This is a genomic window from Prolixibacter bellariivorans ATCC BAA-1284 (assembly GCF_000621705.1).
Classification (GTDB): Bacteria; Bacteroidota; Bacteroidia; order Bacteroidales; family Prolixibacteraceae; genus Prolixibacter; species Prolixibacter bellariivorans.
The window spans coordinates 416,510-439,139 of the sequence record NZ_JHXO01000005.1 but is presented as its reverse complement, the minus strand read 5'-3'; the positions used below and the strand labels follow the sequence as shown (position 1 = coordinate 439,139).

19 protein-coding genes are annotated in these 22,630 nt (G+C 44.7%); 3 read left to right on the top strand and 16 right to left on the bottom strand.

Features of this window, described 5'->3' with window-relative positions:
- Positions 1-100 precede the first annotated feature (100 nt).
- On the top strand, positions 101-1,138 hold the full coding sequence (locus tag T426_RS0105045) for an alpha/beta hydrolase (protein ID WP_025864543.1): 1,038 nt from the start codon (positions 101-103) through the stop codon (positions 1,136-1,138).
- Positions 1,139-1,444: 306 nt separating this feature from the next.
- Positions 1,445-2,140 carry a TapB family protein gene (locus T426_RS0105040; RefSeq protein ID WP_027585365.1) on the top strand — a complete coding sequence of 232 codons (696 nt, stop codon included), beginning with the start codon at positions 1,445-1,447 and terminating at the stop codon, positions 2,138-2,140.
- A 98-nt stretch (positions 2,141-2,238) separates the two neighbouring features.
- On the opposite strand, the gene T426_RS0105035 is transcribed toward T426_RS0105040, so the two are convergent.
- The 12 genes from T426_RS0105035 to T426_RS26180 form a co-directional block, all read right to left on the bottom strand.
- Positions 2,239-2,703, bottom strand: a complete 465-nt coding sequence (locus T426_RS0105035) for a cupin domain-containing protein (protein ID WP_025864541.1) — start codon at positions 2,701-2,703, stop codon at positions 2,239-2,241.
- 126 nt (positions 2,704-2,829) lie between these two features.
- On the bottom strand, positions 2,830-3,411 hold the full coding sequence (locus T426_RS0105030; protein WP_025864540.1) for a dihydrofolate reductase family protein: 582 nt from the start codon (positions 3,409-3,411) through the stop codon (positions 2,830-2,832).
- A gap of 298 nt (positions 3,412-3,709) precedes the next feature.
- Entirely contained in the window at positions 3,710-4,441 is a 732-nt protein-coding gene (locus T426_RS0105025) for a DNA/RNA non-specific endonuclease (protein ID WP_027585364.1), read from the bottom strand.
- Between the two features lie 279 nt (positions 4,442-4,720).
- Complete coding sequence (locus T426_RS22795; RefSeq protein WP_025864537.1) at positions 4,721-5,104, bottom strand: VOC family protein; 384 nt, start codon at positions 5,102-5,104, stop codon at positions 4,721-4,723.
- Positions 5,105-5,254: 150 nt separating this feature from the next.
- A complete protein-coding gene (locus T426_RS0105010; RefSeq protein WP_025864536.1) occupies positions 5,255-6,394 on the bottom strand; it encodes a DNA cytosine methyltransferase in 1,140 nt (379 codons plus the stop codon).
- Complete coding sequence (locus T426_RS0105005; RefSeq protein ID WP_025864535.1) at positions 6,394-7,032, bottom strand: Eco29kI family restriction endonuclease; 639 nt, start codon at positions 7,030-7,032, stop codon at positions 6,394-6,396. The genes T426_RS0105010 and T426_RS0105005 overlap by 1 nt, the downstream gene beginning before the upstream one ends.
- A 316-nt stretch (positions 7,033-7,348) precedes the next feature.
- Positions 7,349-8,044, bottom strand: a complete 696-nt coding sequence (locus tag T426_RS0105000; protein ID WP_025864534.1) for a hypothetical protein — start codon at positions 8,042-8,044, stop codon at positions 7,349-7,351.
- 268 nt (positions 8,045-8,312) lie between these two features.
- The gene (locus T426_RS25705) at positions 8,313-8,543 is read right to left on the bottom strand and encodes a hypothetical protein (protein ID WP_153637591.1); all 231 of its coding nucleotides are present in this window, start codon (positions 8,541-8,543) and stop codon (positions 8,313-8,315) included.
- A 162-nt stretch (positions 8,544-8,705) separates the two neighbouring features.
- A complete protein-coding gene (locus T426_RS0104990; RefSeq protein ID WP_025864533.1) occupies positions 8,706-9,056 on the bottom strand; it encodes a hypothetical protein in 351 nt (116 codons plus the stop codon).
- Positions 9,057-9,115: 59 nt separating this feature from the next.
- Positions 9,116-9,757, bottom strand: a complete 642-nt coding sequence (locus T426_RS24950; RefSeq protein WP_051568940.1) for a DUF5675 family protein — start codon at positions 9,755-9,757, stop codon at positions 9,116-9,118.
- A gap of 3 nt (positions 9,758-9,760) precedes the next feature.
- Positions 9,761-10,396 (bottom strand): hypothetical protein, encoded by a 636-nt coding sequence (locus T426_RS0104980; protein ID WP_025864531.1) that lies wholly within the window; start codon positions 10,394-10,396, stop codon positions 9,761-9,763.
- A gap of 34 nt (positions 10,397-10,430) precedes the next feature.
- Positions 10,431-10,553: a hypothetical protein gene (locus tag T426_RS26180; RefSeq protein ID WP_262502864.1), complete on the bottom strand. Its 123-nt coding sequence runs from the start codon at positions 10,551-10,553 to the stop codon at positions 10,431-10,433.
- Between the two features lie 829 nt (positions 10,554-11,382).
- Between T426_RS26180 and T426_RS0104960 the strand changes: the two genes are divergently transcribed.
- Entirely contained in the window at positions 11,383-14,730 is a 3,348-nt protein-coding gene (locus tag T426_RS0104960) for a PAS domain S-box protein (RefSeq protein ID WP_169737672.1), read from the top strand.
- 93 nt (positions 14,731-14,823) lie between these two features.
- Here the strand turns inward: T426_RS0104960 and T426_RS0104955 are convergent, their stop codons facing one another.
- The 4 genes from T426_RS0104955 to T426_RS0104935 form a co-directional block, all read right to left on the bottom strand.
- On the bottom strand, positions 14,824-15,552 hold the full coding sequence (locus T426_RS0104955; protein ID WP_199898580.1) for a DUF169 domain-containing protein: 729 nt from the start codon (positions 15,550-15,552) through the stop codon (positions 14,824-14,826).
- Between the two features lie 513 nt (positions 15,553-16,065).
- Positions 16,066-17,370 carry a YdcF family protein gene (locus T426_RS0104950; RefSeq protein WP_169737671.1) on the bottom strand — a complete coding sequence of 435 codons (1,305 nt, stop codon included), beginning with the start codon at positions 17,368-17,370 and terminating at the stop codon, positions 16,066-16,068.
- Between the two features lie 206 nt (positions 17,371-17,576).
- Positions 17,577-19,217, bottom strand: coding sequence for a RagB/SusD family nutrient uptake outer membrane protein (locus T426_RS0104940; RefSeq protein WP_025864525.1), 1,641 nt, complete (start codon positions 19,215-19,217; stop codon positions 17,577-17,579).
- Positions 19,218-19,251: 34 nt separating this feature from the next.
- Positions 19,252-22,629, bottom strand: coding sequence for a SusC/RagA family TonB-linked outer membrane protein (locus T426_RS0104935; protein ID WP_027585359.1), 3,378 nt, complete (start codon positions 22,627-22,629; stop codon positions 19,252-19,254).
- Position 22,630: the final 1 nt, after the last annotated feature.

Sequence of the window (22,630 nt, the reverse complement as noted above, 5' to 3'; positions counted from 1 at the left end):
GAACAAATAAATTCACGAACCACTTCTTTTCGGAAATGATAAACAATGGTCACATAACCCAACGTTTGTACTCAGAACATATAACTAACTTTCATAGACTATGAGAAACCTATTCCTAATAAGCATCATTCTTATCACCATCCCCCTTACTGCTTTTACACAAAGCAATAAAGGGAAAGTGGTAACCGATACGATTTACTCAAAGAACCTGGAAAATGATTTTGGAGAAAATCCCAGTCGTGCCGTTTCAGTTTATCTTCCTCCGGGCTACAATGATAGTGAGCAACGATATCCCGTCATCTATTTCCTGCATGGTTTTACAGTCGACAATCGGATGTTGACTCCCATGGCTGAGTTGTTGGATTTTGCCATAGCAAAACATAAAATCCGACCATTTATTTTGGTGATATCCGACCAAAAGACAACTTATGACGGGAGCTTTTACAGTAATAGTCGCCTATTTGGCAACTGGGAAGATTTTACAGCGTACGATCTGGTAAAATACATGGATAGTCATTTTCGAACGCTGGCTAACAGAGAGAGTCGGGGAATTACCGGACACAGCATGGGAGGATATGGAGCACTTAAACTAGCCATGCATCACCCCGACATATTCAGCAGCGTATATGCATTAAGTCCCGGTGCACTGGCAATCGTTAGGGAATATGGCCCCAACAGTAATACATATAAAGAATTGGCAGCTGCAAAAACGCAGGACGAACTGGATAAAACCTATTTTGGCCGGGTAATCGTGGCCTTTGGAAAATCATGGTCGCCCAATCCGAATAAACCACCGTTTTATTGTGATGTTCCTTTCGAATACAAGGACGGGGATTTAATCGTGAACCAGCCTGTTCTGAGAAAGTGGTACCAAAACATGCCTTTATATATGATTGATGACAACCTGGACAACTTAAGAAAACTAAGGGCTATCAAATTAGACTGGGGAAGAAATGCCGGCGACCGGTTTACCATACAATGCAACATGTTCAGTCAGAGATTGGAAAACGCAGGCATTAAACATTTTGCAGAAGAATACATAGGAACCCACGTAAACAACATATACACAAGAGACGGACGTATCCCCAACCAGATGTTGCCGTTTTTTGATTTCTATCTTGATTTCGGCAAAGAATAATAAGCACTATACAAACAAGGGAAAAACACTGACGGGGAAAGAGCCGCTACCCTGTTGGTGGTCGGAGACCCCGACAATTGCTATAACCACCCATTGGACAACACCAACAAAGAAAAAACTGGTTATCATCACTTTAAGAAAAGTATAATCAAAAACATATAACACAACCAAAGCCACAATACCGTTATAGGTCGGAACCTTATGCCGGAATTCGGGTGAATAATTTTAACCTTTTCGCCTGACCACTGTTTCTCCTATTATAATTTATACTGATAGAAGAGTCAGTAGCACTAAAAACAATTCCTCATGAGAAAGATGATTCGATTTTCTGTCAGCATGATGGTAATGCTGCTAATGGTTGGACACGTAATGGCCCAGGATTGTGTGCCTTATTTCGCCGTAAAGAAAGGTTCGGTCAGGGAGATGACCAGTTATAACAGCAAAGACAAGGTCACCGGAACAGTGACACAGACAGTCAAAGAAATCACGACAAGCGGTGACACAACAAAATGGACAGTTGGAGTGGTATCCAGAGACAAAAAGGGCAAAGAAGTCTTTTCAAGGGATATGCACATGAGTTGTGTAAAAGGAATCTTCAGTGTAGACATGAAGAACCTAATCAATGACAAGACCATGGAAAGCTTCAAAGATATGAAGGTGAACATGAATGCCTCCGAGCTGGATTACCCCTCGAATATGAAAGCGGGGCAAACCCTGAATGGAGGAACCATCACGATTAACCTATCCAACTCGGGTGTCCATATGATGGATATGTCGATAACCGTATCGAACCGAAAAGTGGAAGCCTTGGAGAATATAACCACACCCGCCGGCACATTCAAGTGTTATAAGATTTCTTCCACCATAAAAACCAAAAGCATGATTAGCATAACAATCAAAAACATCGAATGGATGGCTAAGGATGTGGGAGTAGTCAGGAGCGAGAACTACAACAAGAAAGGCAAATTAACTTCATACTCCGTGCTGACCTCATTTAAATAGATGGCCGATAACCTTTTCACCATCTGTTTTCTGCGATGATGCAACAAAAAACCTGACAGGTTTCGAAAACCTGTCAGGTTGGAGTTAGCTGCAGTTTTTTACAGTAATTCTTTCCATTGGGATTCGTACACTACCCGTGAACCATCATCCGTGGTATGTTCTTCTAATGAATTCATTTTGGACTGAACACAGATATACACCATATCCTCATCCGACGTGTTGCACAAACTTCTCACTCCCTCCGGAGCAACCCGTATAACACTGCCTTCTTGAATGGGAAAACAATCGTCATTCACCTGATAAAAACCAGCTCCTTTAATAATGATATACGTTTCTTCATCGTTGTTGTGAATATGGAAATATCCCAACTCTGTTTTAGGTGGCAATGAGGTAAAAGATATCTCTGTTCCGGTGGCTTTTGTTAGTTCCTTTAAGAATACCTTTCCTTTAACCTCTTTTCCCGATTTGGGATGAATTAAAGAATGATTTTTTATCTCATCCATACTGCCCAGGTTAACGGCAGTGAATTCTTTATTTTCTGCAATCTTCTCCGATCGTTTCATTTCCTCTTTCCGATAAGCTCTTGTTGATTTGATTCTTCTACATTACTGTTCTCCAATAACAATCATCATCGTCAACGGTTCCGGTTAAGTGAGCTGAAAACCGCTAAATTTACGACAATCCCCGATTTATATTCTATCCACGGTATAATTCAGTTCTGTTACCCCATTACTAAATGGCCGGGTAGTCACCAGGTTCAGTTTTGTTTTGTCTTTAATGCCTTCAAACAAGGGAATGCCACGCCCAAGGATAATCGGGTTAACAAACAGCCAGTAGCCGTCAATTAAGTCCAGTTGAATAAGTGAATGTGTTGCTGTCGGGCTGCCAAAAAGCAAAATCTCTTTACCCCCGCCATCGTGCGATTGTTTTATTTCATTTATCCTGTCAGGAAGGTTATCGCTAATGATTGTGGTGTCAGGCAAATCCGCATTTTTCATCGATTTTGATAAAACAACCTTGTGAACTTTGCTATACCACTTTGAATGTTCAATGTCGTGTTTGGAAGCTGTCAGCTGGTCTCCTGCGGTCGGCCAGTAATCTTCCATCATCTGGTACGTTACTCTACCATATAATGCCGTGTCGCCCTCACTTATCCGCTTACCGACATAATCAAAAATTTCCTCATCAACATTAATCCAGTCCATTTCTCCGTTCGGTCCTGCCACAAAACCGTCAAGCGACAGGTGCATAAATGAAATTATTTTTCTCATCGGATTCTGTTTTTTATGGTTGTCTATAATTGGGTACTGCCTTTTTTACAATAACCGTTAACTGGTTTGCCTGTACTTCGTTCTTATCTGCACCGGCAAATACTCCGGTATTTATATGGGAAAGAACCTGCGGGGTTTCAAAACCCTGACAGGGTTTGGAACCCTGTCAGGGGTAGATGAAGCAATTCGGCTATCCTTTCATCTCCCGACACTGTCAGGTGCTTTCCACGCTGACCGATCTGCGGGCTGTTCTTATACCACCGTCAGGGTTTACAACCACTGACGGGGAAGGAGTATCCTACCACATCGGACGAACTTGGCTCTTCTCCTTCTCAATCTCACTACCTACCAGCCGGTCCCACAGTTTTATTCCGGCATATCGTTCCACTTTAGCTGTTGGTACAAGGAAATCAGAAAGCGGTTGATCGCTCCCTTCATTTTTCATCATAAACGACCACATCCTGAGATTTCCCCTCTTGTCTTCCGTTAGGATGGATTTGAAATAAGCATGCGGTACCGGGATGGTCACATCATTCGAATCATTCGTCCCGATGACCGACACAGGCAGGTCAAAGTTAAAGACCGGTCCGGTAACGACATATGTTTCCAGGATGTCCTCTTCGTTATTTAAAACGCGCACTTCATTTTCGAGCTTTCGCCAAATATGCCGGTTCAAACCGGGCTTTTGAGGAGACATATTGGTTAAAAGAAAGGTCTCGCTGTTTTGAATATCCAGGCCTCTTTGGTCAGCGCTGGGAACCATATGCCCGCGGTCGAACCCCGAACTTTTAAAGTCCACCAAATCGGCCCTGAACATTTGGGGAATCCGGTAATCAGGGCGAAAGTTATCGGAACGCGCAACACCTTCCGGTTCAGCATTTATTACCGGCGGGTTAACAATCTCCAGCGTCCATTTGGGTTGACGAAAGTAATAGGAATAACCGGTAACATAGTATCGGTTAAAAAGAATCTGGTCGGCTGCCGGCGCCCCGTACCTGGTTTCTTTACGCAAACTTGGTAAGTCAATCATAACGGTCGTTTTTGGTTACTATCATTAAATACGCTCAGGTTTCCCTTTGCACTTTGGGATATCTCTCAGTCTTTCGAAGTTCAAATTACGAATTTCCGGTCACAAGAGCGTATGCTGATACGTTATTCGATAGCCAGGGAAGAACTGGTCCTTATCTCATTTGCTCCCGCTACCCTTTCGGTGGTCGCAGACCCCGACAGGGGTCTGGGACGCTGCAAAAAAAACCTGACAGGTTTCGGAAACCTGTCAGGTTAGAGATCATCTCCATATTTTGGACAATTAAATGTATTGAAACAACCCGATTGTTAAGCCGTTAGGGTCTTCCATCTTGAATGAGCGATGACCGTAGGATGTGTCGGAAATTGGTTGTTTGATTTGAATACGTTGAGCGACTGCTTTGCGATACCAATCATCGACATCATCGACCTCCATATAAAGGCCGGCTCCATAAAATGAAGGTGCTTCTTCGCTTTCTTCAACTTCTAACAGGAATTCACTTTTTGGAAATTTAAAGATGGTTCCTTTGTTGCAATGACCCCGATCCCACGACCTCACTTCTTCAAGTTGCATAACACTTTTGTAGAAATTTACGGTATCAGCATATCGATTCGTAAAATAGTAAAATCGAAATTCGTTGGTGTCGGTAAGTCTGTGTTGTAGCATTTATTAAATCTTTTATTAAGAATTTACGCTAACGGTGGCGGTATGGTTAGTAAAGGATTGCGGGCAAATTATCAGTCAAAGAACAGGAAATTTTGAGGCGGGCTACTGCGCTCCGAAAAACAAAGAAACCCTTATTAACTATACCGCGTGTTAGCAACTGAGCTTTTTCTTCAATTCGTTTCCGATGATATTTGCTAATCTAACTGGTACTGCATTTCCTAGTTGACGCATTCCTTCTGTCCATGAACCAGTTATTTCGTAATTGTCAGGAAAAGTTTGAATTCTTTTCGCTTCCAGAATAGTCAAATATCTTACTTTCCCTGTCTCAAAGCGAATCATATTTTCTCCTCCGGGAACTCCATGGTCTCCTGCTTTAATAGTTTTTGACGGTTCGTCAATATAACTACCTGTATGTCCCGGATAAATTCTTGCTCCGTCGCGAAAAATATGTTCGCTATGAAAATTTGATTCTCTCGGGTCAGGAAGTCCAGATAGTGCTTCTCTGATTGTTACCCAAGGCTTAGTATCTGGTGAAAAAAAGCCGTATTGGTATCTTAATTTGTTAATTTGTTTTTTAAGTTTTAAATCTGGAATTTCTTTAAACCTATTTTCAATTTTATTTCTATCCCAATATTCACCAGTAACAAATTTATCCCAAAGTAATCTTTCCTCTGAGTGTGTCTCTTTAGGGAAAGACCAATCAATGCCCAAATCGTCTCTAATACCAACTATTATAACTCGTTCTCTTTTCTGGGGAACTCCATAATTTGCTGCATTTACTAACCGAAAAACAATATTGTATTTCAGCCCTGAATACAAACCAGCAGTATGAACTTTTTCAAGTCTTGTTAAATGGCTTTCCCAGCTCTCTTTTTTTTCAATATTTATTTCAGGATAAGTGAGTTGAAGAATTATGTAATTGAAATATGAAGAAAAAGATTGCCTTAATAAACCTTTTACATTTTCAAAAATGAATGCTTTCGGAGTTAATTCTTTTATCCCTTTTATTGCAAACGGGAACATATCTCTGTGGTCATTATTCCCTTTAGCTTTACCTCCCAAAGAAAAGGGTTGACATGGAGGTCCACCGCCAATTAAGTCAACTTTTCCAATTTCACTAAAATTAAACTCTCTAACATCTTGCTCAAAAACTTTTGACTCTGGAAAATTAACTTTTAAAGTATTGCAAGCGTCCTTATTATATTCGAGTAAAGCAATATGATTAAATCCCGAAATCTTTAATCCTTCGGCTAAACCTCCTGCGCCAGAAAATAATTCAAAAGATTTCATTATGATTTTTTCTTTGAGTAATATTCAATTGCTTTTTCTTCTACTTTGTCAAAATTTGGAGCATCTCCTAAACACTTATCAGCCCATGGTCTTCCCGGGTGAAGTACATCCCATTCTGATTTCGCTTGATTGTATCTTCCCTTGCCGGGGTCATGATTTCCAAACCCATCTATTTGGGTATTCCATATTGGTTTGTAATATCTAATAAGTGCAGCTTCAACTGTGCTTATTAAGCTACTTGCTGCATTTTCTAAAATAATAAAACGACAATAAAAATCCTCAATCGATAGATTATTAACTTGTTCAATGCTTCTGCCATGCTCATTAAGTCTTCCATTTAATTCATAAGACTTTTTGCTGCTTTGTGTTTCTATTCGTGCCTGTCTCCAACCTCTTGGAACAGCTTTCCCAACATAGATAGGCATCGAAAATTCAATTCTATTTTGCGCAGCTAATTTTGAATATAATTTGCTTTTCCCAATAAAATAGATAGCATAAACACCAGTTCCATGAAATTTTTCTGGTGGCGGTAGCTTTATTACTGGAGTACCGTTAAAGAATCGTATGGTGTCTTTGATTATTTCCTCAAAGGCTTCTGATGAATAAACGTGTTCTTCTCTTTTAAAATCTCTGTTCATTCTACAAATTTATAATTTTTCAGTACTTGTTTTTTTGTTTTTCAGCTTTGTTGCTAACGAATGTGTATCAAACATGGTTGTTATTTCTCTTTTAACAAATTCTCAGGTGTTGTTATTCCTCCAAAATCAGGGTTATAACAACACCTATTATGTTGAGTCTTCAATTGTCCAGCCATCCCAAGTTAACAAAACATTTCCAATCAACCACTTCGGGGTGTGTTCCTTTTCAACCTGACAGGTTTTAAAAACCTGTCAGGTTAGTAGGTAGTCCTTTCACTTTCCCGCCGGTGGTACCAGGCCGGCGGAGAATGAAAGTTTATAGTTCGTCAGACGATTGGTCTGTGCCGCCTGCCGGTTTTGCGCTGGTCAGTGTATACTTGCTCAGGCGGGCCGGGTCGTCGCGATAGATAATTTGTGCCGCGTCGCTGAGGGGAACCAGCAACTGGTACACCTCGTTCAGCCGTTTTACCCGTTCCTGGGTCAACACGCCCCGCTCCTTTTTGTACTTCTCCTGATTGATATTGGCCTCGCGCAGTTCGGTGGCTACTTCAGTAATGGAAGTAATCACACTTTCGCCGCATCCTGCGGCCACCAACTCGTCGTGATGCGCTGTGCCCATGTCGCCCAGTGTTTCCATGAACAACACCATTTTAGCCTGACTATCGCGAACTTTCATATAGTCGTTCAAACCAAACTGGTTCTGAACAGCCGTGTTACCATTGTAAGCCTTTCGAATAAAATAGGCCACGTTATTGTAGGCATTGCTGCACTTTTTCATGGCAGCATCCACCTTCTGTGTCCATTCACTCATCTCGTCGATGATAACTGCGTCCGGCTTGATTTCCTTCACCCGGCCAACAGCTCCCTGAACCGTTGTTACATAATCGGGTGTCATGGTTGAATCAAATGCGGTAAAATCGCCGATATCATCACTTAATGACGCAGCAATAACCTCGGCTGATTCCAGCATTTCGGCATCCGATGTCGAATACATTCGATCGTTTTTGCTCATTTTACTTAATTTTAAATGATTAATTCAATTAATTAGGGGGCCGAGCGGATGTACAACGTAGTAACCTGTCCGGAGATGCGCCACTGCATCCGCCTGCCCCATTTTACTGCCACCGGCAGTCACGCCCGTATCATGGCGGATGTCGCCCACCGCATAGCGGACAATCCCCACCACATAGCGGATGTCGCCCACCACTTAGCGGACAATCCCCACCACATAGCGGATGTCGCCCACCACTTAGCGGACAATCCCCACCACATAGCGGATGTCACCCACCACTTAGCGGACGGTCCCCACCACATAGCGGACGTCGCCCACCACTTAGCGGACGTCGCCCACCACTTAGCGGACAGTCCCCACCACTTAGCGGACAGTCCCCACCACTTAGCGGACGTCGCCCACCACTTAGCGGACGATCCCCACCAGTGGTTACACCCGGGTGTGGGCCGGCCACCAACGCCTTGGTACCGGTCGGCGTTATGGAAGTAGTGTGGTTCATTGTTGTTGGTTGTATTGTCTTAGTTTTTCTTTATTTCCGACGCTGCCAGCGTTAAAAGGATATTTGGTTTTTCGTTTGGTCATATCGTCGTTGGTCTACCCTGTCAGGGTTATGCGTCGCGTTTCCATTTTATGCCTTCCACCACCGACGGGGAGAAGGCTACTAATTCCGGTTCACTTGATCGATAAGGATTTGCTGATACCATGGTCCCAGATCATCGACAATTTTCTGAGCCTGTACATCACCCGCTGCAGCTTTTTCCTTTATCACACAATAAAAAGTCAATGATGCATCGAAGAGCTTCCCATCGAGATAATCTCTCAGGTCACTCAGCGACCACTTCAACTGGTCGAAGATTCCCAGCAACTTTTGCAACTCCTCTTCCTCCCCGGGTGTACGCGACGACAGCCCGGCCAGTTGTTGTATACTCTCAAGCAGACAGGGCACCGTTTCCTTTATCTGTTTCAGTGCTTTAAATAGATCTTCGCTGTTGTAGTCTTCATTGTTTTTCATCCGTTGTTAATTTTGCAGAACCCCGTCAGGGTCTACGACCACTGACGAGGTGGGGAAATTCACCCCAAATACTTGCCGCTCACCCAGCCTTCGACATAGATGCGGGACCAGCCGTCGCGTTGTTCAATGGTTTCGACGCCGGTGTTTTCGAACAAAACACCCATCCGGTTACCGCCCGGCGAGGCGCGGAAGTTGAGCTGGTCGGCCACCACCAGTTGGTCCGCTTCTGCCGGTTCCGACTTGCCGTTCAGGCTGTCCCGGTAGGTTATCCATACTGCCTCGCCCAGTTCGAGCACATTGGCTATCATTGGGTAGATGCGTTGATAGGCTTTCCGGCTTTCGCCGATAAAACCATCGCGATTGATGTTGACCTGCGAGGTATCGCCCACCAGCAGGCAGCCGTCGGTGTCGTCATCGGTATTCCCGGTGTGGATAAGAATCCCTTCGAAGCCCGGGACACCAACAATGTGCAGCATTCCCTTGTGGAAGTCGGGACCATACCGTTCGAGGTATTTCGCATGCAGCCGTCCCTGCGTATACAGTTCGACGCGGTAACGTCCGGCCGGGATGCCGGTTTTACCGTTTACTTTAGCCTCACGTGGCCGGTCTTCGAGGGTATAACAGGCAAAGGTGCCGTTGATGAACAACATTCCCAACGCCGATTCGCCGACGGTGCTGTACCGTATCACTTGCAGTTCCATAGGCTATCCTTTTGCGTTGGTAAACGGTTCGGTAGTAGTCGGCAGAGCCGTCGGCTGCGTTTGGAAACGACGTTCCATCAGGTTGGTTTTGTCGGCACTGCCTTTGCTGGAACCAAAGAAGTACGAGAGTACCATGGTGAAACCGGCGACCAATGCGCCAAACAGCTGGTTAATGGCTCCATTCGTCGAGAAACTCTTCCCGTTGAACGAACCGATGACAGCCACCATCACCAGGGTGAAAAAGCCAACCACCACGATAATGGCTAATGCCAGGAAAAGCCAGTCTCGACGCCCCGTAGCGTTAGTTACCTGGATTTCGCGCCGACGGGCATCTTGTACGTCGCCAAGGTACGATTGTGTCTCTTCCAGTTCGATACGGGCCGACTGCAGCAACAGTTCCTGCAGCTGCACCTTGTTGGTCGCTTCCAATTCCTTCAGTTTGACCAGCAGCTCGGGATGGTCGCTCAACTGTTGCTCGATGGCTTCCGGGTCATCATCGAGGATGCCGGTGGCGCCTTTCACGAGGTTAATAATCCGGTCGGATGCTCCGCCGGTAACAATGCTCCCCAGCAGGGGAAGGCCCTTTTTGAGCAAGGTTTCGCCCAGCTTTCGCAGGCCGCTTTTCTTGTCTTTCTTCATGTGTATAGGATTGGTAGGTAAATGATTGATCGGCTTAGTCTCGCCTGCCCGGAACGGGCAGGATATTTTTCTCTTTGATAGGATAAACACAGGAATAGGTTACCTCCGGAGTGAGGTTTCCCTGTCGGGTCAGTCGGTTGTTCTTCGGTCGTTTCATCAGTCTAGGTTTGATGTTATACTTAACTCTTTCAGCCGGGAATCATATTCAAATTCCGGTTGTTTTCTTTTTCCCCTAAAAACTGATGCTATTGTTTTCTGTCTGTTGTTAGCCGGATGGTCACCCGGTTTAACCAAAATGTTAGCCTAACTTAATCATTATATAGTTAAGAAACAATCTAAAAAGTCAACCATATGCATTCGTCATGCTCATGCATAAAAACAAAGACAAAATATCCCACAAATATTTTTCCATGGTAACAGAACCGGTCAATTGTCCCTGGTGCAACAGCTTAACTGTTCCGCTTGATAATAAAACGAAATTCAATCACCTCCTAAAGCACATGAAATTTTATAGCGTAGTGGTTCGTGAAGGAAACATCACCGGACAACCTGTCCCTTAAGAATTAAGACAATAAAGCATAAACAAAAAAACCGGATTGCCTCTTTTTACAGGCTCAAAGCCCCAATACCCTACAGAGCATTCATTTTGTTATGATAAAAGCTCCAGGTTGCTAAACAGGAATCAAATTTCTCAAATTATAGTCGACCTATATGCCGAATAGGAGACATAATAGAGATATTAAACATATTCCTAACATCAAGCCACTACGCTTTCATCAAAAAGTCTTCCGAAAGGATTGAATTACTTGCAAATTTTTAGATTCCCTTTTTATGGTTCCATGTGTATACTTTTGTCCCACCATTTTCGTTATAAATAAAAAGACTGGCCCGGCAAACTGCATTAGGATTAGTTTATGCATCATACATCTATCAAAATATTTTTCGCCTTAAACAGATTATTCCGTACCGGCCTAATATACGGTATTGTGCTGCTCCTGGGTGGAATTATTTATCCCGCCACGGCATTTCCCCATGAATATTCCATAAGTAAGATAAAGGCAGATGGTGATAACAACGATATTCCGGATTTTTTGGGTGACACTGTGAGCATTGCCGGAAGGGTTAGTGCTTCGTCGGGAATTTTCGATATGAAGGTATTTACACTTCAAGACCACACCGCTGGCATTTTTGTATTGGAAGACAGCGAACAGCAAATAGCCGTAACAGCAGGAGACAGCATACAAGTTACGGGTATCATAGACCAGAAGAATGGCCTCACCAGATTGATTCATCCACAAATTGAATTTCTCGACACCATTAACCGATATATTCCAGTCCCGGCTCCACTATTGAGCAGTAACCTGGAATCCGAGGAAGGCAAATTGGTTTTTTTGACGGGAATTATTACCAATACAGGGTTTAATAAAGCCGGACATTATATGTTGGTAGCTCCGCATGCCGGAAGAGATACGGCAATATATGTTTTCAATTCAATTTTGCAGAAGAATTCGCACTTATTCGATGGTTTTAAAATTGGTGAAAGTGTAAAAGTAACAGGGATTCTTGCGCAATGTGACAGCCGCAAGTCTCCCGACCGTGTTTATCAAATATGGCCTCGCACAGAAGATGATCTGAAACAATTGCATCGGACTCCCTTATTCTATGCCCGCCTAACATCAATCATTGCCGGAATCGCCTTACTGATCTTTGTTTTTAACATTATCCTTCGTTTTAGAGTAAAACGACATTTCAAGGAATTAACCGAGTCTGAAAAACGTTTTTCGGATTTGGCCGGAATGACAACATCAACGATATTAATCTTCCAGAATGGTAAATTTGTATACAAAAATACGGCCCTGGAAAGAATAACAAGAAGGTCGGTAAGCTCACTTCTTCTCCCTCAACTGGCCGAAGAAATCAGCGATTTTGTTAAGACGAATCCCAACGTAATTGCGCTAAACGAAGGAAGGCATAAAGAATTTCATTACCATTCCGGGCCCGACGATGATATATGGCTTGATTATACCCTGGGCCCCATTAAGTGGAAAGGCCATGATGCCGTCATCCTGACAGCGACCGACATTACAGCCAGAAAGCGGGCGGAAGAAGAAGTTAAACGCAACGAAAAGCTTTTCTATACAATGGCCGAATCGGCCCCCGTAGGCATTTTTCGTACCCTTCCTGATGGTTATACCACGTATGTTAATCCAAAATGGTCGGAACTATCCGGTATGCCAGGGAATCTGGCCAAAGGTAATGCCTGGATAACGGCCGTTCATCCTAAGGATCGTAAATGGTTGATGGATTTATGGCAACACGAAAGCAGCCAGCATCATTCATCAGTGACCGAATACAGATTTCTGCATCCCGACGGGAGAATTGTTTGGGTATTGTGGCAGGCTACCCCTGAATTCAATGAGCATGGTAAGTTGGTAGGTTATGTTGGTACTATCACTGATATCACCGAACAAAAGACCACAGAGGAATTGATCAGACGAAGTGAAGAAAAGTATCGTTACTTATTCTTAAACAATCCGCAAATTATGTGGATTTGTGAACGTGAAACCTTGCAATTCCTGGAAGCAAACAAAAGTGCCATTCAACACTATGGTTTCTCCCGAGAGGAATTTCTCGACATGACTGTTTTGGATATCCATACCCCGGAAAATGCGAAAAAAATAAGAAAAATTCGGGAACAAGGAGGTTCAGCTGCCTGCGAAGGAAGGTGGCAACACATGCTAAAGAACGGAGAAATAATAGATGTAGAGGTAACTTCTCATCTATTCGATTTTGAAGGGAAACAAGCACGACTGGTACTAGTTGATGATGTAACAGAACGGCTTAAGGTGCAAGAAGCCTTGCAGAAAAGTGAATTATCATTAAATGAATCCCAGGAGCTTGCCCAAATGGGATCATGGGAATTCGATTTGGTCAACAATAAATCGTTCTGGTCTGAAAACTGTTTCCGTCTCTTCGGGTTGGAGCCGTACGAAATAGAACCTACTTATGAGTATTTCAGGAGTCGTATTCATCCTGACGATCTGCATCTGGTTGACAATTATTCCCGGGTAACTCACGACACAAGGGAGCCGCAGGAAATAGAGCTGCGTATTGTTTTTCCCGAAGGCAAGATTAAATGGCTACTTGATAAAATCATCCCGGTCTTTAAGGGCAATAAATTAGTATTGCTTAAAGGTATCAATGTTGACATAACGGGAAAAAAAGAAACTGAATCACTTCTTAATATCTTAAATCAGGCCGTTGACCAAAGCCAGGTTAGTGTCTTGATACTGAATAATGACGGGCAAATCGAATATGCAAATCCTAACTTTACCCGGGTTACAGGTTATTCGCAGGAAGAAGTCATTGGCGAGACACCCTTTATCCTGCGAACAGAGGAACATTCCGACGAATTTTTTGAACACATGCTGAACACCATCCGGGCCGGCAAGATTTGGAACGGAGAGATTCTGACTAAGAAAAAAAACGGAGAGGTGTTGTGGGAAAACGTTATCATCACTCCTGTCCAGCAAAAGTCAGGGAATATAAGTCACTATGTAGTGCTACAGGAAGATATCAGCGAGAAGAAAAAGCTTTTTGACGAACTGGTGGAAGCCAAAGAAAAGGCAGAAGAGAGCAGCAGATTAAAAACGGCCTTTCTGGCCAATATCAGCCATGAGATTCGCACCCCAATGAACGGCATTCTGGGCTTTACCGAGTTACTCAGATCGGCTGAACTCACCAATGAAGAAAAAGAAGAATTCACTGCGCTCATCGAACAAAGCGGGCAACGCATGCTCGATACCATTACGAAAATCGTTGAAATTTCGCGTATCGACGCAGGCCAGGAGCAGGTGAACCAAAATGAGGTTCACTTAAATCAATTGCTTGATAAACTCCACAAAACCTATCATGGGAAGGCCGAATTCCTTGACCTTGAGCTCACATTCCTCAAAGGATTACCTGACGAGAAAGCAACCATAATTTCCGATACGAGAAAGCTGGAACAAATCCTCCTTAATCTCCTCGACAACGCGATGAAATTCACCCCCGAGGGAATGATACAATGCGGTTATACCGCGACTGACCATACCATAAACTTTTATGTTCATGACACGGGCATTGGAATGACTTCAGAACAATGCGAAGCGGTCTTTCAGCCTTTTGTTCAAATATCACTTTCACTGAACAGACAGTACGAGGGAATAGGCTTAGGGCTTTCGATTGCAAAATCATATGTAGAAATGTTGGGCGGAACGATGAAGGTAAAAACGGAGAAAAACAAAGGAAGCCAGTTCAGTTTCTCAATCCCATACAACCCGGTTAGAACATAGAACGTTCATTTTAATCATATCTGTTGGGCACCAGATGAAAGCAAGAGGGAGTTTTTACTTTTCGCGTCACATCTCCCCTCACGGACCTACCAATCAATTAATTCTCGATGTAATCTGTTCCCACGTTCCTTTGGTCAGGAAGCTCTCTTCAACCTGCTCTTCCAACTCTAAAAAGCGTTGATACGGAAGGGCGAAGGAAAGCGTATCTTTGTCAACCAGTTTTCGCACAGAAATATCTGTCAGCCCGATAAAGCACGTTGAACCTCCTTTTTCAGCCTCCGCCAGCGGATACAATATGGTTTGCTGGCATCCCGCCGCAAAGTCTATTTTCACGTTATCCTGCGTCTCTTTATCGTAGTTGGCGAGGGTTACCAGCGCAGAAAGCTGATCGGCATTGACCAGAAAAATAATCACTTCCGGAGTTTCATCTTCCTGCAATTCCGAAAGAGGTTTAAACACCATGTACTTCTCGGTCACAATCTCAGGTAAACCCATAGCAAATTTTTCGGCAAGCTCGGTGTTTTTCAGATAATATTCGCCTTCCCGTCCCTCACCTTCGGGCCAACCGGTTGATAAAAGTCGTTTAATAAAATCCATATCGAAACAGCCCAGTCCCAGTCCAACCTGTCCGCCCATACAAGGGGTCGATTTTTCATCGAATACCGCTGTTCGACCTTTCGCAGCATTGTTCAACAATGAAACGACACATCCCCATCGTCCTTCCTTAAACTGGGAGGCATTATCGGGTTTAACCGTTGAACGGAATGCGGCAACCGGATGATTTTTTAACCCGATGGCCTCTGCAATTTTACTTCGAATCATCACACGCATAATTTTTATCCACAAATTATTCTTCGGCTTATCAAAAGCTCTTTTCAGAGATATGACTTTCGTTTAAAGATATCGTTCTAAACAATTCGTCCTTTTTTCAGGCATCTTTGAATGAATTTAAATTAGGTAGCCTATAAGCAAAGTATTTTTTTCGGGTCAATTTAGACCAACGTCGGGGTTGGACATCCTACGATGAGTAGACACCTGAAGGACATTGAACGAATTCTATTTTCAGCTTTTACCCCGGCGGGATGACATGTTGTTAGCTACAGGAAGTCCAGACAGAAACATAGGACCCGGCCGGGGTCCCACAGACGCAAGGGTATTTCAGTTCAAACAATATACGACTCCTCCGGAATCCTCATTCAAACCGCTTCCGGGGTGTATCCCGGATGGGATAAATATTCATCACCGTCAGGGTTTGGCAACCACTGACGGGATGAAAAAAGAAAAAGCCCGACTGATAGCAGCCGGGCCCTTTCCAATCCAAACCTATGTAATATTTTACGGATCAAGTGGGTCTTTCGGATCGATAGTCAACGATTCCATGCGGGGAGTAAACTCTGTATCGTTCCGGCTTAACCGTTTGCCGGGCACATAAGGCATGTAGCCAAACGCTTCCACACAGCGCTTTTCAAATCCCATATTGGTGATGTAGTAACTCTGCCCTTTCGTAGTAGTGCAAAGCGCTTTTTTATTGATCGGTATTCCATAATGAATCATCAAACGTGCAGCATTCCGGTAATTCGTGGTGGTATGCCGTGCATGGGGTTCGATGATGATTGCGCTTTCCGGGACACCGTATTGCTTCATCAACTCTTTCTTCATCTCTATCGCTTCGCAGAAAGGCGTCTGGTCGGGATGCACATAGCCACCGGAAGCGATGATAAACGGCGCCTTTTTCTCAAAGTATCGTTCGGCAGCCAGTTTGCAGCGCAACATGCCGGCCGGGCTTAAATCGACGCCTTTCTTTTCAGGGCCGTATCCGGGCAACATGATAACCGTATAGGGATAATCATCGAAGTTCGTTCGCTGTACCTGTTCGTATGCTTTGCTGTTTTCGCCGGTCATCATCGGTTCAAAACGGGCCGCCTCATCACGGTGGTTCATCTTCAACAGCCACAGCGAAAAGGAAAGGGATGGTTGAAAGAACAGCGTCATTTGTTTCGTATCATCGCCTACATTGCAGGCCAGCATATTGATCAGCATCCGGTAATACTGCGAATTCACATCGTAGCTCACCGAATCGATTTTCGGATAGAGCGGCTTTTCACCCAGCGCATACGTCCGGATAATACCATTCATTCCTTCGGCTGCACTTTTCCAGGCCTGCGCCAGTAATGCGGCATCATCCAAACCGGCAAAGTGTTCGTAAGCTCCGCTGGGGCGAATCTGTTCATTCACCAGAGCCTGCAGAGCGGCATCCGACTGGTATATTTTTTTCAGCTCAGCGCCTACCTTTTCAATTTCGTCATTGCTTAGCAGGAATAGATCGGCCCAACGGGAAGTTTTCTCCCGCACCGATTCCATGGACTGGTTCGGCAAATCATAGCCAGTAGCTTCTTTAATGCTTTTCACGTGTTCGGCCAATAGTGATTTCAATACCGGGTCGGCTGCGAGTTTTTGCTGTACCGCCGGTAATTTCTCCATCAGGGTCAGCAGGTAAAAGTTCTTATCCTGCACATAGTTTCCCGATAAAATCCATCGGTATCCCGGCTGAAAATCAACCTTCGTGGAAGTGGACTGCGCCTTTCCCCCCAGTGTGAACAACACCAGGATGGCCATCAATACTATTTTTCGCTTGCTCATAAGTTGAAAATGTTTTCCGGCATACCGGAATTGGTTGTAACACATATCCGTTGTGTGAAATTCAGTGATGCGAAGATTTTCCCACGCTACTATTCGTTCCACACAACCTGTCAACACATTTTCCCGAAAGGAAAAAAAACGGCCCCCGTCGATGCAATTCAGGGGGCCGGGTACTTTGGTGTTATCTAAATAGAGAATGTATGAACTTAATAACCGGGATTTTGCGTAATCATGCCTTTACCCAGGTCAACCATTGCCTGCGGAATGGGGTCGTACTCATTCTTACCAGCCGTAAAGTGGGCATTAGACAAGTGTGTACGACGTGTTTTCTCTACCGCGAAGTAGTTATTCATCACGCTGTCAGCGATACCCCAACGAACGAGGTCAAAGAAGCGATGTCCTTCCAGCGCAAACTCCAGACGGCGCTCCGTACGCAGAGCCGTAGTAGCTTCCGCCTTGTCGGCGAACGGCGTGTTGTACGTGTCGATGCTGTAGTTGGCAGCCGGTGTTCCATCGTCAAATTTCACCACTTCGCTGTTTTTAGCCCGTCCGCGAACCATATTGATATAGGTACGTCCGGTTTCCAGATCGCCGGTCTCGATGGCAGCTTCTGCTCTCCACAACAGTACATCGGCATAGCGAATAATGTAATAGTTCATCGAAGTTACATAAGGCCAAACCTGCAGATATGCTGGTGAGTTCTTCGAAACCTGACGTTTCTTTTGAATGAATTCGCCATAAGTTACCGGATCACGAGGTTCCCAGTTGTAGATTCCCATATCGAGATACGGAATTCCGTGACGACCAACCGTATGATCGAGACGCGGATCGACATAATCGTTATCCGTTACGTTAACGTTGTCCTCAACAGGCATACCCGATGCATTGGTTTTAAATGAATTCACCAGGTTTTGCGAAGGACGCAGGAAACCGTAGTTCGGATAAGGACCTCCGGGAGTCAACAAACGGTCGCCAATGGAACCATTGTAGTTATCGGGCGAACCATCGTTGATGGAGTTCTGCACGGCAAAAACAACCTCCGGACCATTGTCGTTATCCGGAAGGAAAACATCGCGGAAATTGTCCATCAGATGGTATTTCCCTGAACTGATTACATCGTCGGCCGCGGTAATGGCATCGTTCCAATCCTGCATGAAGATGTAACACTTCGCCATGTAGGCACGGGCAGCCCACTTGGTGGGGCGAGCCGGCTCATCCTGGGTGGCGGGCAATACTTTGTAGGCCGCATCGAAATCATCCAGAATTTTCTGCCAGAGCTGATCTGATGTCAATTCCGTATTAGATTTATAATAGGCATCAGTGCTTTCGGCAGTCTCATCAATCCACGGAATGCGATTGTAAATCTTCTTCAGTTCGAAGTAATAGTGACCACGCAGGAAACGCATTTCAGCAATACGTTGTGTCTTTAATGTCGGGTCGAAAGTTTCTGATTGATTCAGTTCCCTGATGGCGAGATTAGCGCGTTTCACACCTTCGTAAAGCGCCATCCATTTCCGGTCCATATCAATGATAGACGGATTGGTCTGGAAAATTTCCATCAGGTGAATCTGGTTTTGGTCACCAGTACCACCACCACCTTTATAAGCATCGTCCGAAACGACGTCACCGAAGCTCCAGTTCGAAGCCGGAGAGTTAAAGGCATTCGACGCCTCATCGAACTGACCGTTCAAAACCGAATAGGCTGAAACGACGAGCCCTTCCAGGTTATCAGGCGTCTGAACCTGAGTTTCCGATAATTCCCCGATGGGAGTATCGTTGAGAAAGCTTTTGCTACAGGAAGAAAAAGCAAAGCCGATTATGATGATAAATAAATATATACGTCTCATTTTTCTATTCATTTTATACACTCCGTTTTACCTTTTAAAATTCCAGATTCACACCCAGTGTATAGGTACGCGCTGCAGGATAAATACCGCGGTCGACACCGATATCCAGGTTTTTGTGAGCTGAACTGTAGTTCTGCAATCCGACTTCCGGATCCAAACCTTTGTAATTGGTAATAGTGAACAGGTTTTGTGCCTGTACATAGAGGTAGAACCGCTTGCTGTGCAGTTTTCCTGCCGGGAGTGTGTATCCCAGCTTCACATTCTGCAAGCGGACATAATCGGCGTCCTGAACGTAATAGCTCGAAGGACGAATATTGTTGTTCGGGTCGTCAAGCGACAAACGCGGAACGGTAGCATTCGGATTATCCGTTGTCCAGGCATTCAACGTACGCGACTGCTTGTTGTAAGCCGACAGGTCGAAGAAATCGCCGTAGTAACGGGTCAGGTCGTAAATCTGGGCACCCACGCTTCCCCGTGCGAACAGGGAGAAGTCCCAGCTGCGGTAGTTCAGACTGAAATTCAGGCCGAACGTTAAATCGGGGTGAGGGCTACCAATAAATGTACGGTCGCTAGCGTCGATCGTACCGTCGTTGTTCAGGTCAGCAAACTTGATATCACCTGGCTGAGCATTGGGTTGTTTTCCCCATGCATCCACTTCTGCCTGCGTTTTAAACAGACCCAGCGCCTTGTATCCATAGAAAGACGAAATCGGTTCACCCACTGCGGAACGCGACGTCTCCTGATCGAAGTTGACACTATGCAGATACGAACCCGGCAAGCCGATGTATTCGATATCTTGTGGCAACGAAGTCAGTTTATTGGTCACATGCGCCAGATTTAAACCAACATTCCATTGCAGGTCGTTCACTTTCTTGCTCCGGTAATTGATGGTCATCTCAAAACCTTTGTTCTGCATTTCACCTGCGTTGGTCCAAACCGTCTGCGTTGTACCACCAATGGTTGGAGGTAGCGGACGCTCCATCAACAGATCTTTGGTTGTCTTGATGAAATAATCGCCGGTAAACTCGATCCGGTTACTGAGAAGTCCGAGGTCAACTCCAAAGTTGGTTTGGGTGGTTGTTTCCCATTTCAAATTCGGGTTACCATTTCTACTTGGTGTAAAACCGGTATATACCGAATTTTGTGCACCATCCATGGCATAATTGGAATAGTAGGGATTGCTGTAATAGGACGAAACCGTGCTGTAAGCCGGTACATCCTGGTTACCGTTCTGTCCCCATCCAAAACGCAGTTTCAGGTTACTAATAGCGTCGACATTGAAGAATTTCTCTTCACTTACACGCCATCCGGCAGAAATAGCCGGAAAGTTTCCCCATTTGTTGTTACCCAGTTTCGAAGAACCGTCACGACGGAAAGTAGCCGACAACAGGTAACGGTTATCGTAGCTATAGTCTACTTTACTGATATAGGAAATCATGCTCCACTCAATACCTGTACCTGTATTTTTCTGCGAACCACCATCGCCGGCGTCCAGGTAGCGGAAGTTAGGATCATCATAAGCAAATCCTTCACGGAAACCGGTAAATCCTTCCATTTGCGATTTCAGCGTTTCCATACCAGCCAACACGTTCAGTGAGTGTTTACCAAACTGGTGAACGTAATTCAAGGTATTGGTCCAAACCCAGTCGAACTTCCAGTTATTACTGGTTGTCAACGAACTCAGATTCTGCTGGGTATAGGTCTCCACATATTTGGGGCTGTAATTGCGCTCGTAGAAGTTGGTATAATCGATACCGAAATTGGTTTTGGCTGTCAGCCCCTCAATAATTTTGTACTCAACGTAGCCGTTACCAAACAATTTAAGTGTCTTGCCTTTATTATCCTTATTCCGGTAGAGTTTCCCCATGGGATTCTGGATATCGTTCAGCGGAGAACTGGCATATTCGCCGTTCAGGTCTTTTATCGGCGCAATGGATGGCATTTTATAGGCTTCGTACACAACACCTCCCAATGCCGAGTTATTCTCGGCCACATTGCTCCAGGTATGTGAAAGGCTTATATTCTCACCAACTTTCAGTTTCTTGTCGAAGAAATTATATTCCGAATTCAACCGTCCTGAAATACGCTCGAAACCGGTATACTTAATAATACCGTCCTGATTAAAGTAACCGAGTGACCAGGCTTGTCTCGACTTATCATCTCCTTTCGAAAAGGAAACATTATAGGACTGTACCGGAGCTATACGGAAGATTTCATCCACCCAGTTAGTGTTGGCTGAAGGTTCCGTTTGAGCGGCATCGAGGTATTGCGGAATAACCGGTGTTGCTCCGCTTCCATAAATTTCGCTAGCCGGAGTTGCACCATCATTTTTCACGGCCTGCCACAGCATATCGCCATATTGTTGTGCATTCAGCATAGTCAATTTATTGGCTGCCTGCTGCAAACCAACATAAGCATCCAACCGAATGGAAGGGTCTTTTGATTTTCCCTGACGGGTAGTAATAATAACGACACCATTCGCAGCACGCGCTCCGTAAATGGAAGCTGATGAAGCATCTTTCAGCACCTGAATGGAGGCGATATCGTTGGGGTTAACCATATTGATTCCCTCCGAAACCGGAACTCCGTCGATAATATAAAGCGGCTCATTGTTCCTGATGGTACTGTAACCACGCACACGGACGGCAACACCGCCACCCGGTGAGTTATCAGCAACCACATCCACACCAGCCATACGTCCCTGCAGCATCTTATCGACACTTTCGGTTGGCTGCGTCTCTATATCGCTTGACTTAACAATTCCAACGGCTCCGGTCAGGTCTTTCTTTTTCACGGTTCCGTAACCAATGGCTACTACTTCGTCCAGGCCAACTGTTTCCGGACGCATATTAATGGTATAGCTGGCGCGTCCGTCAAGTGTGAGGTCCTGGCTCTGCATGCCAATAAATGTAACCGACAGCATAGTTGCATCGGCCGGCGCAGTCAGTGAAAAGGTACCATCGAGACCAGTAACTGTACCAGTCGTTGTACCTTTAATAACCACGGTTGCTCCGGGAAGCGGCTGACCACTATCGTCCAGCACTTTCCCTTTAATGGTTTTGGTATCCTGTTTCCCCTTGGCATCGCCTGGTTTCAGGATAATGTTGTTGTTAAGGATGTTAACTTTTAATTGAAAGGTTTTAGCCAGTTTCTCTGTTGCTTTATCAACAGTTTCATCTTGCATCGGAATGCTGGCTTTCTTCGTCAAAGGCAGCTCAGTTGCCTGGTAGGTGAAGTCATAGCCCGACTGATCAGTAATCATATTAATGAACTGACCCAGTGTATACGAGCCTTCATCGATATTTATCCGTTTGGATAAATCACTGGCCGAAGCCGGAGTGTCTAAGAACAACAGACTGGTTAGGACAAACAATCCCAGCCTGAAAATTGTCAGGAACAATTTTTTTTTCATA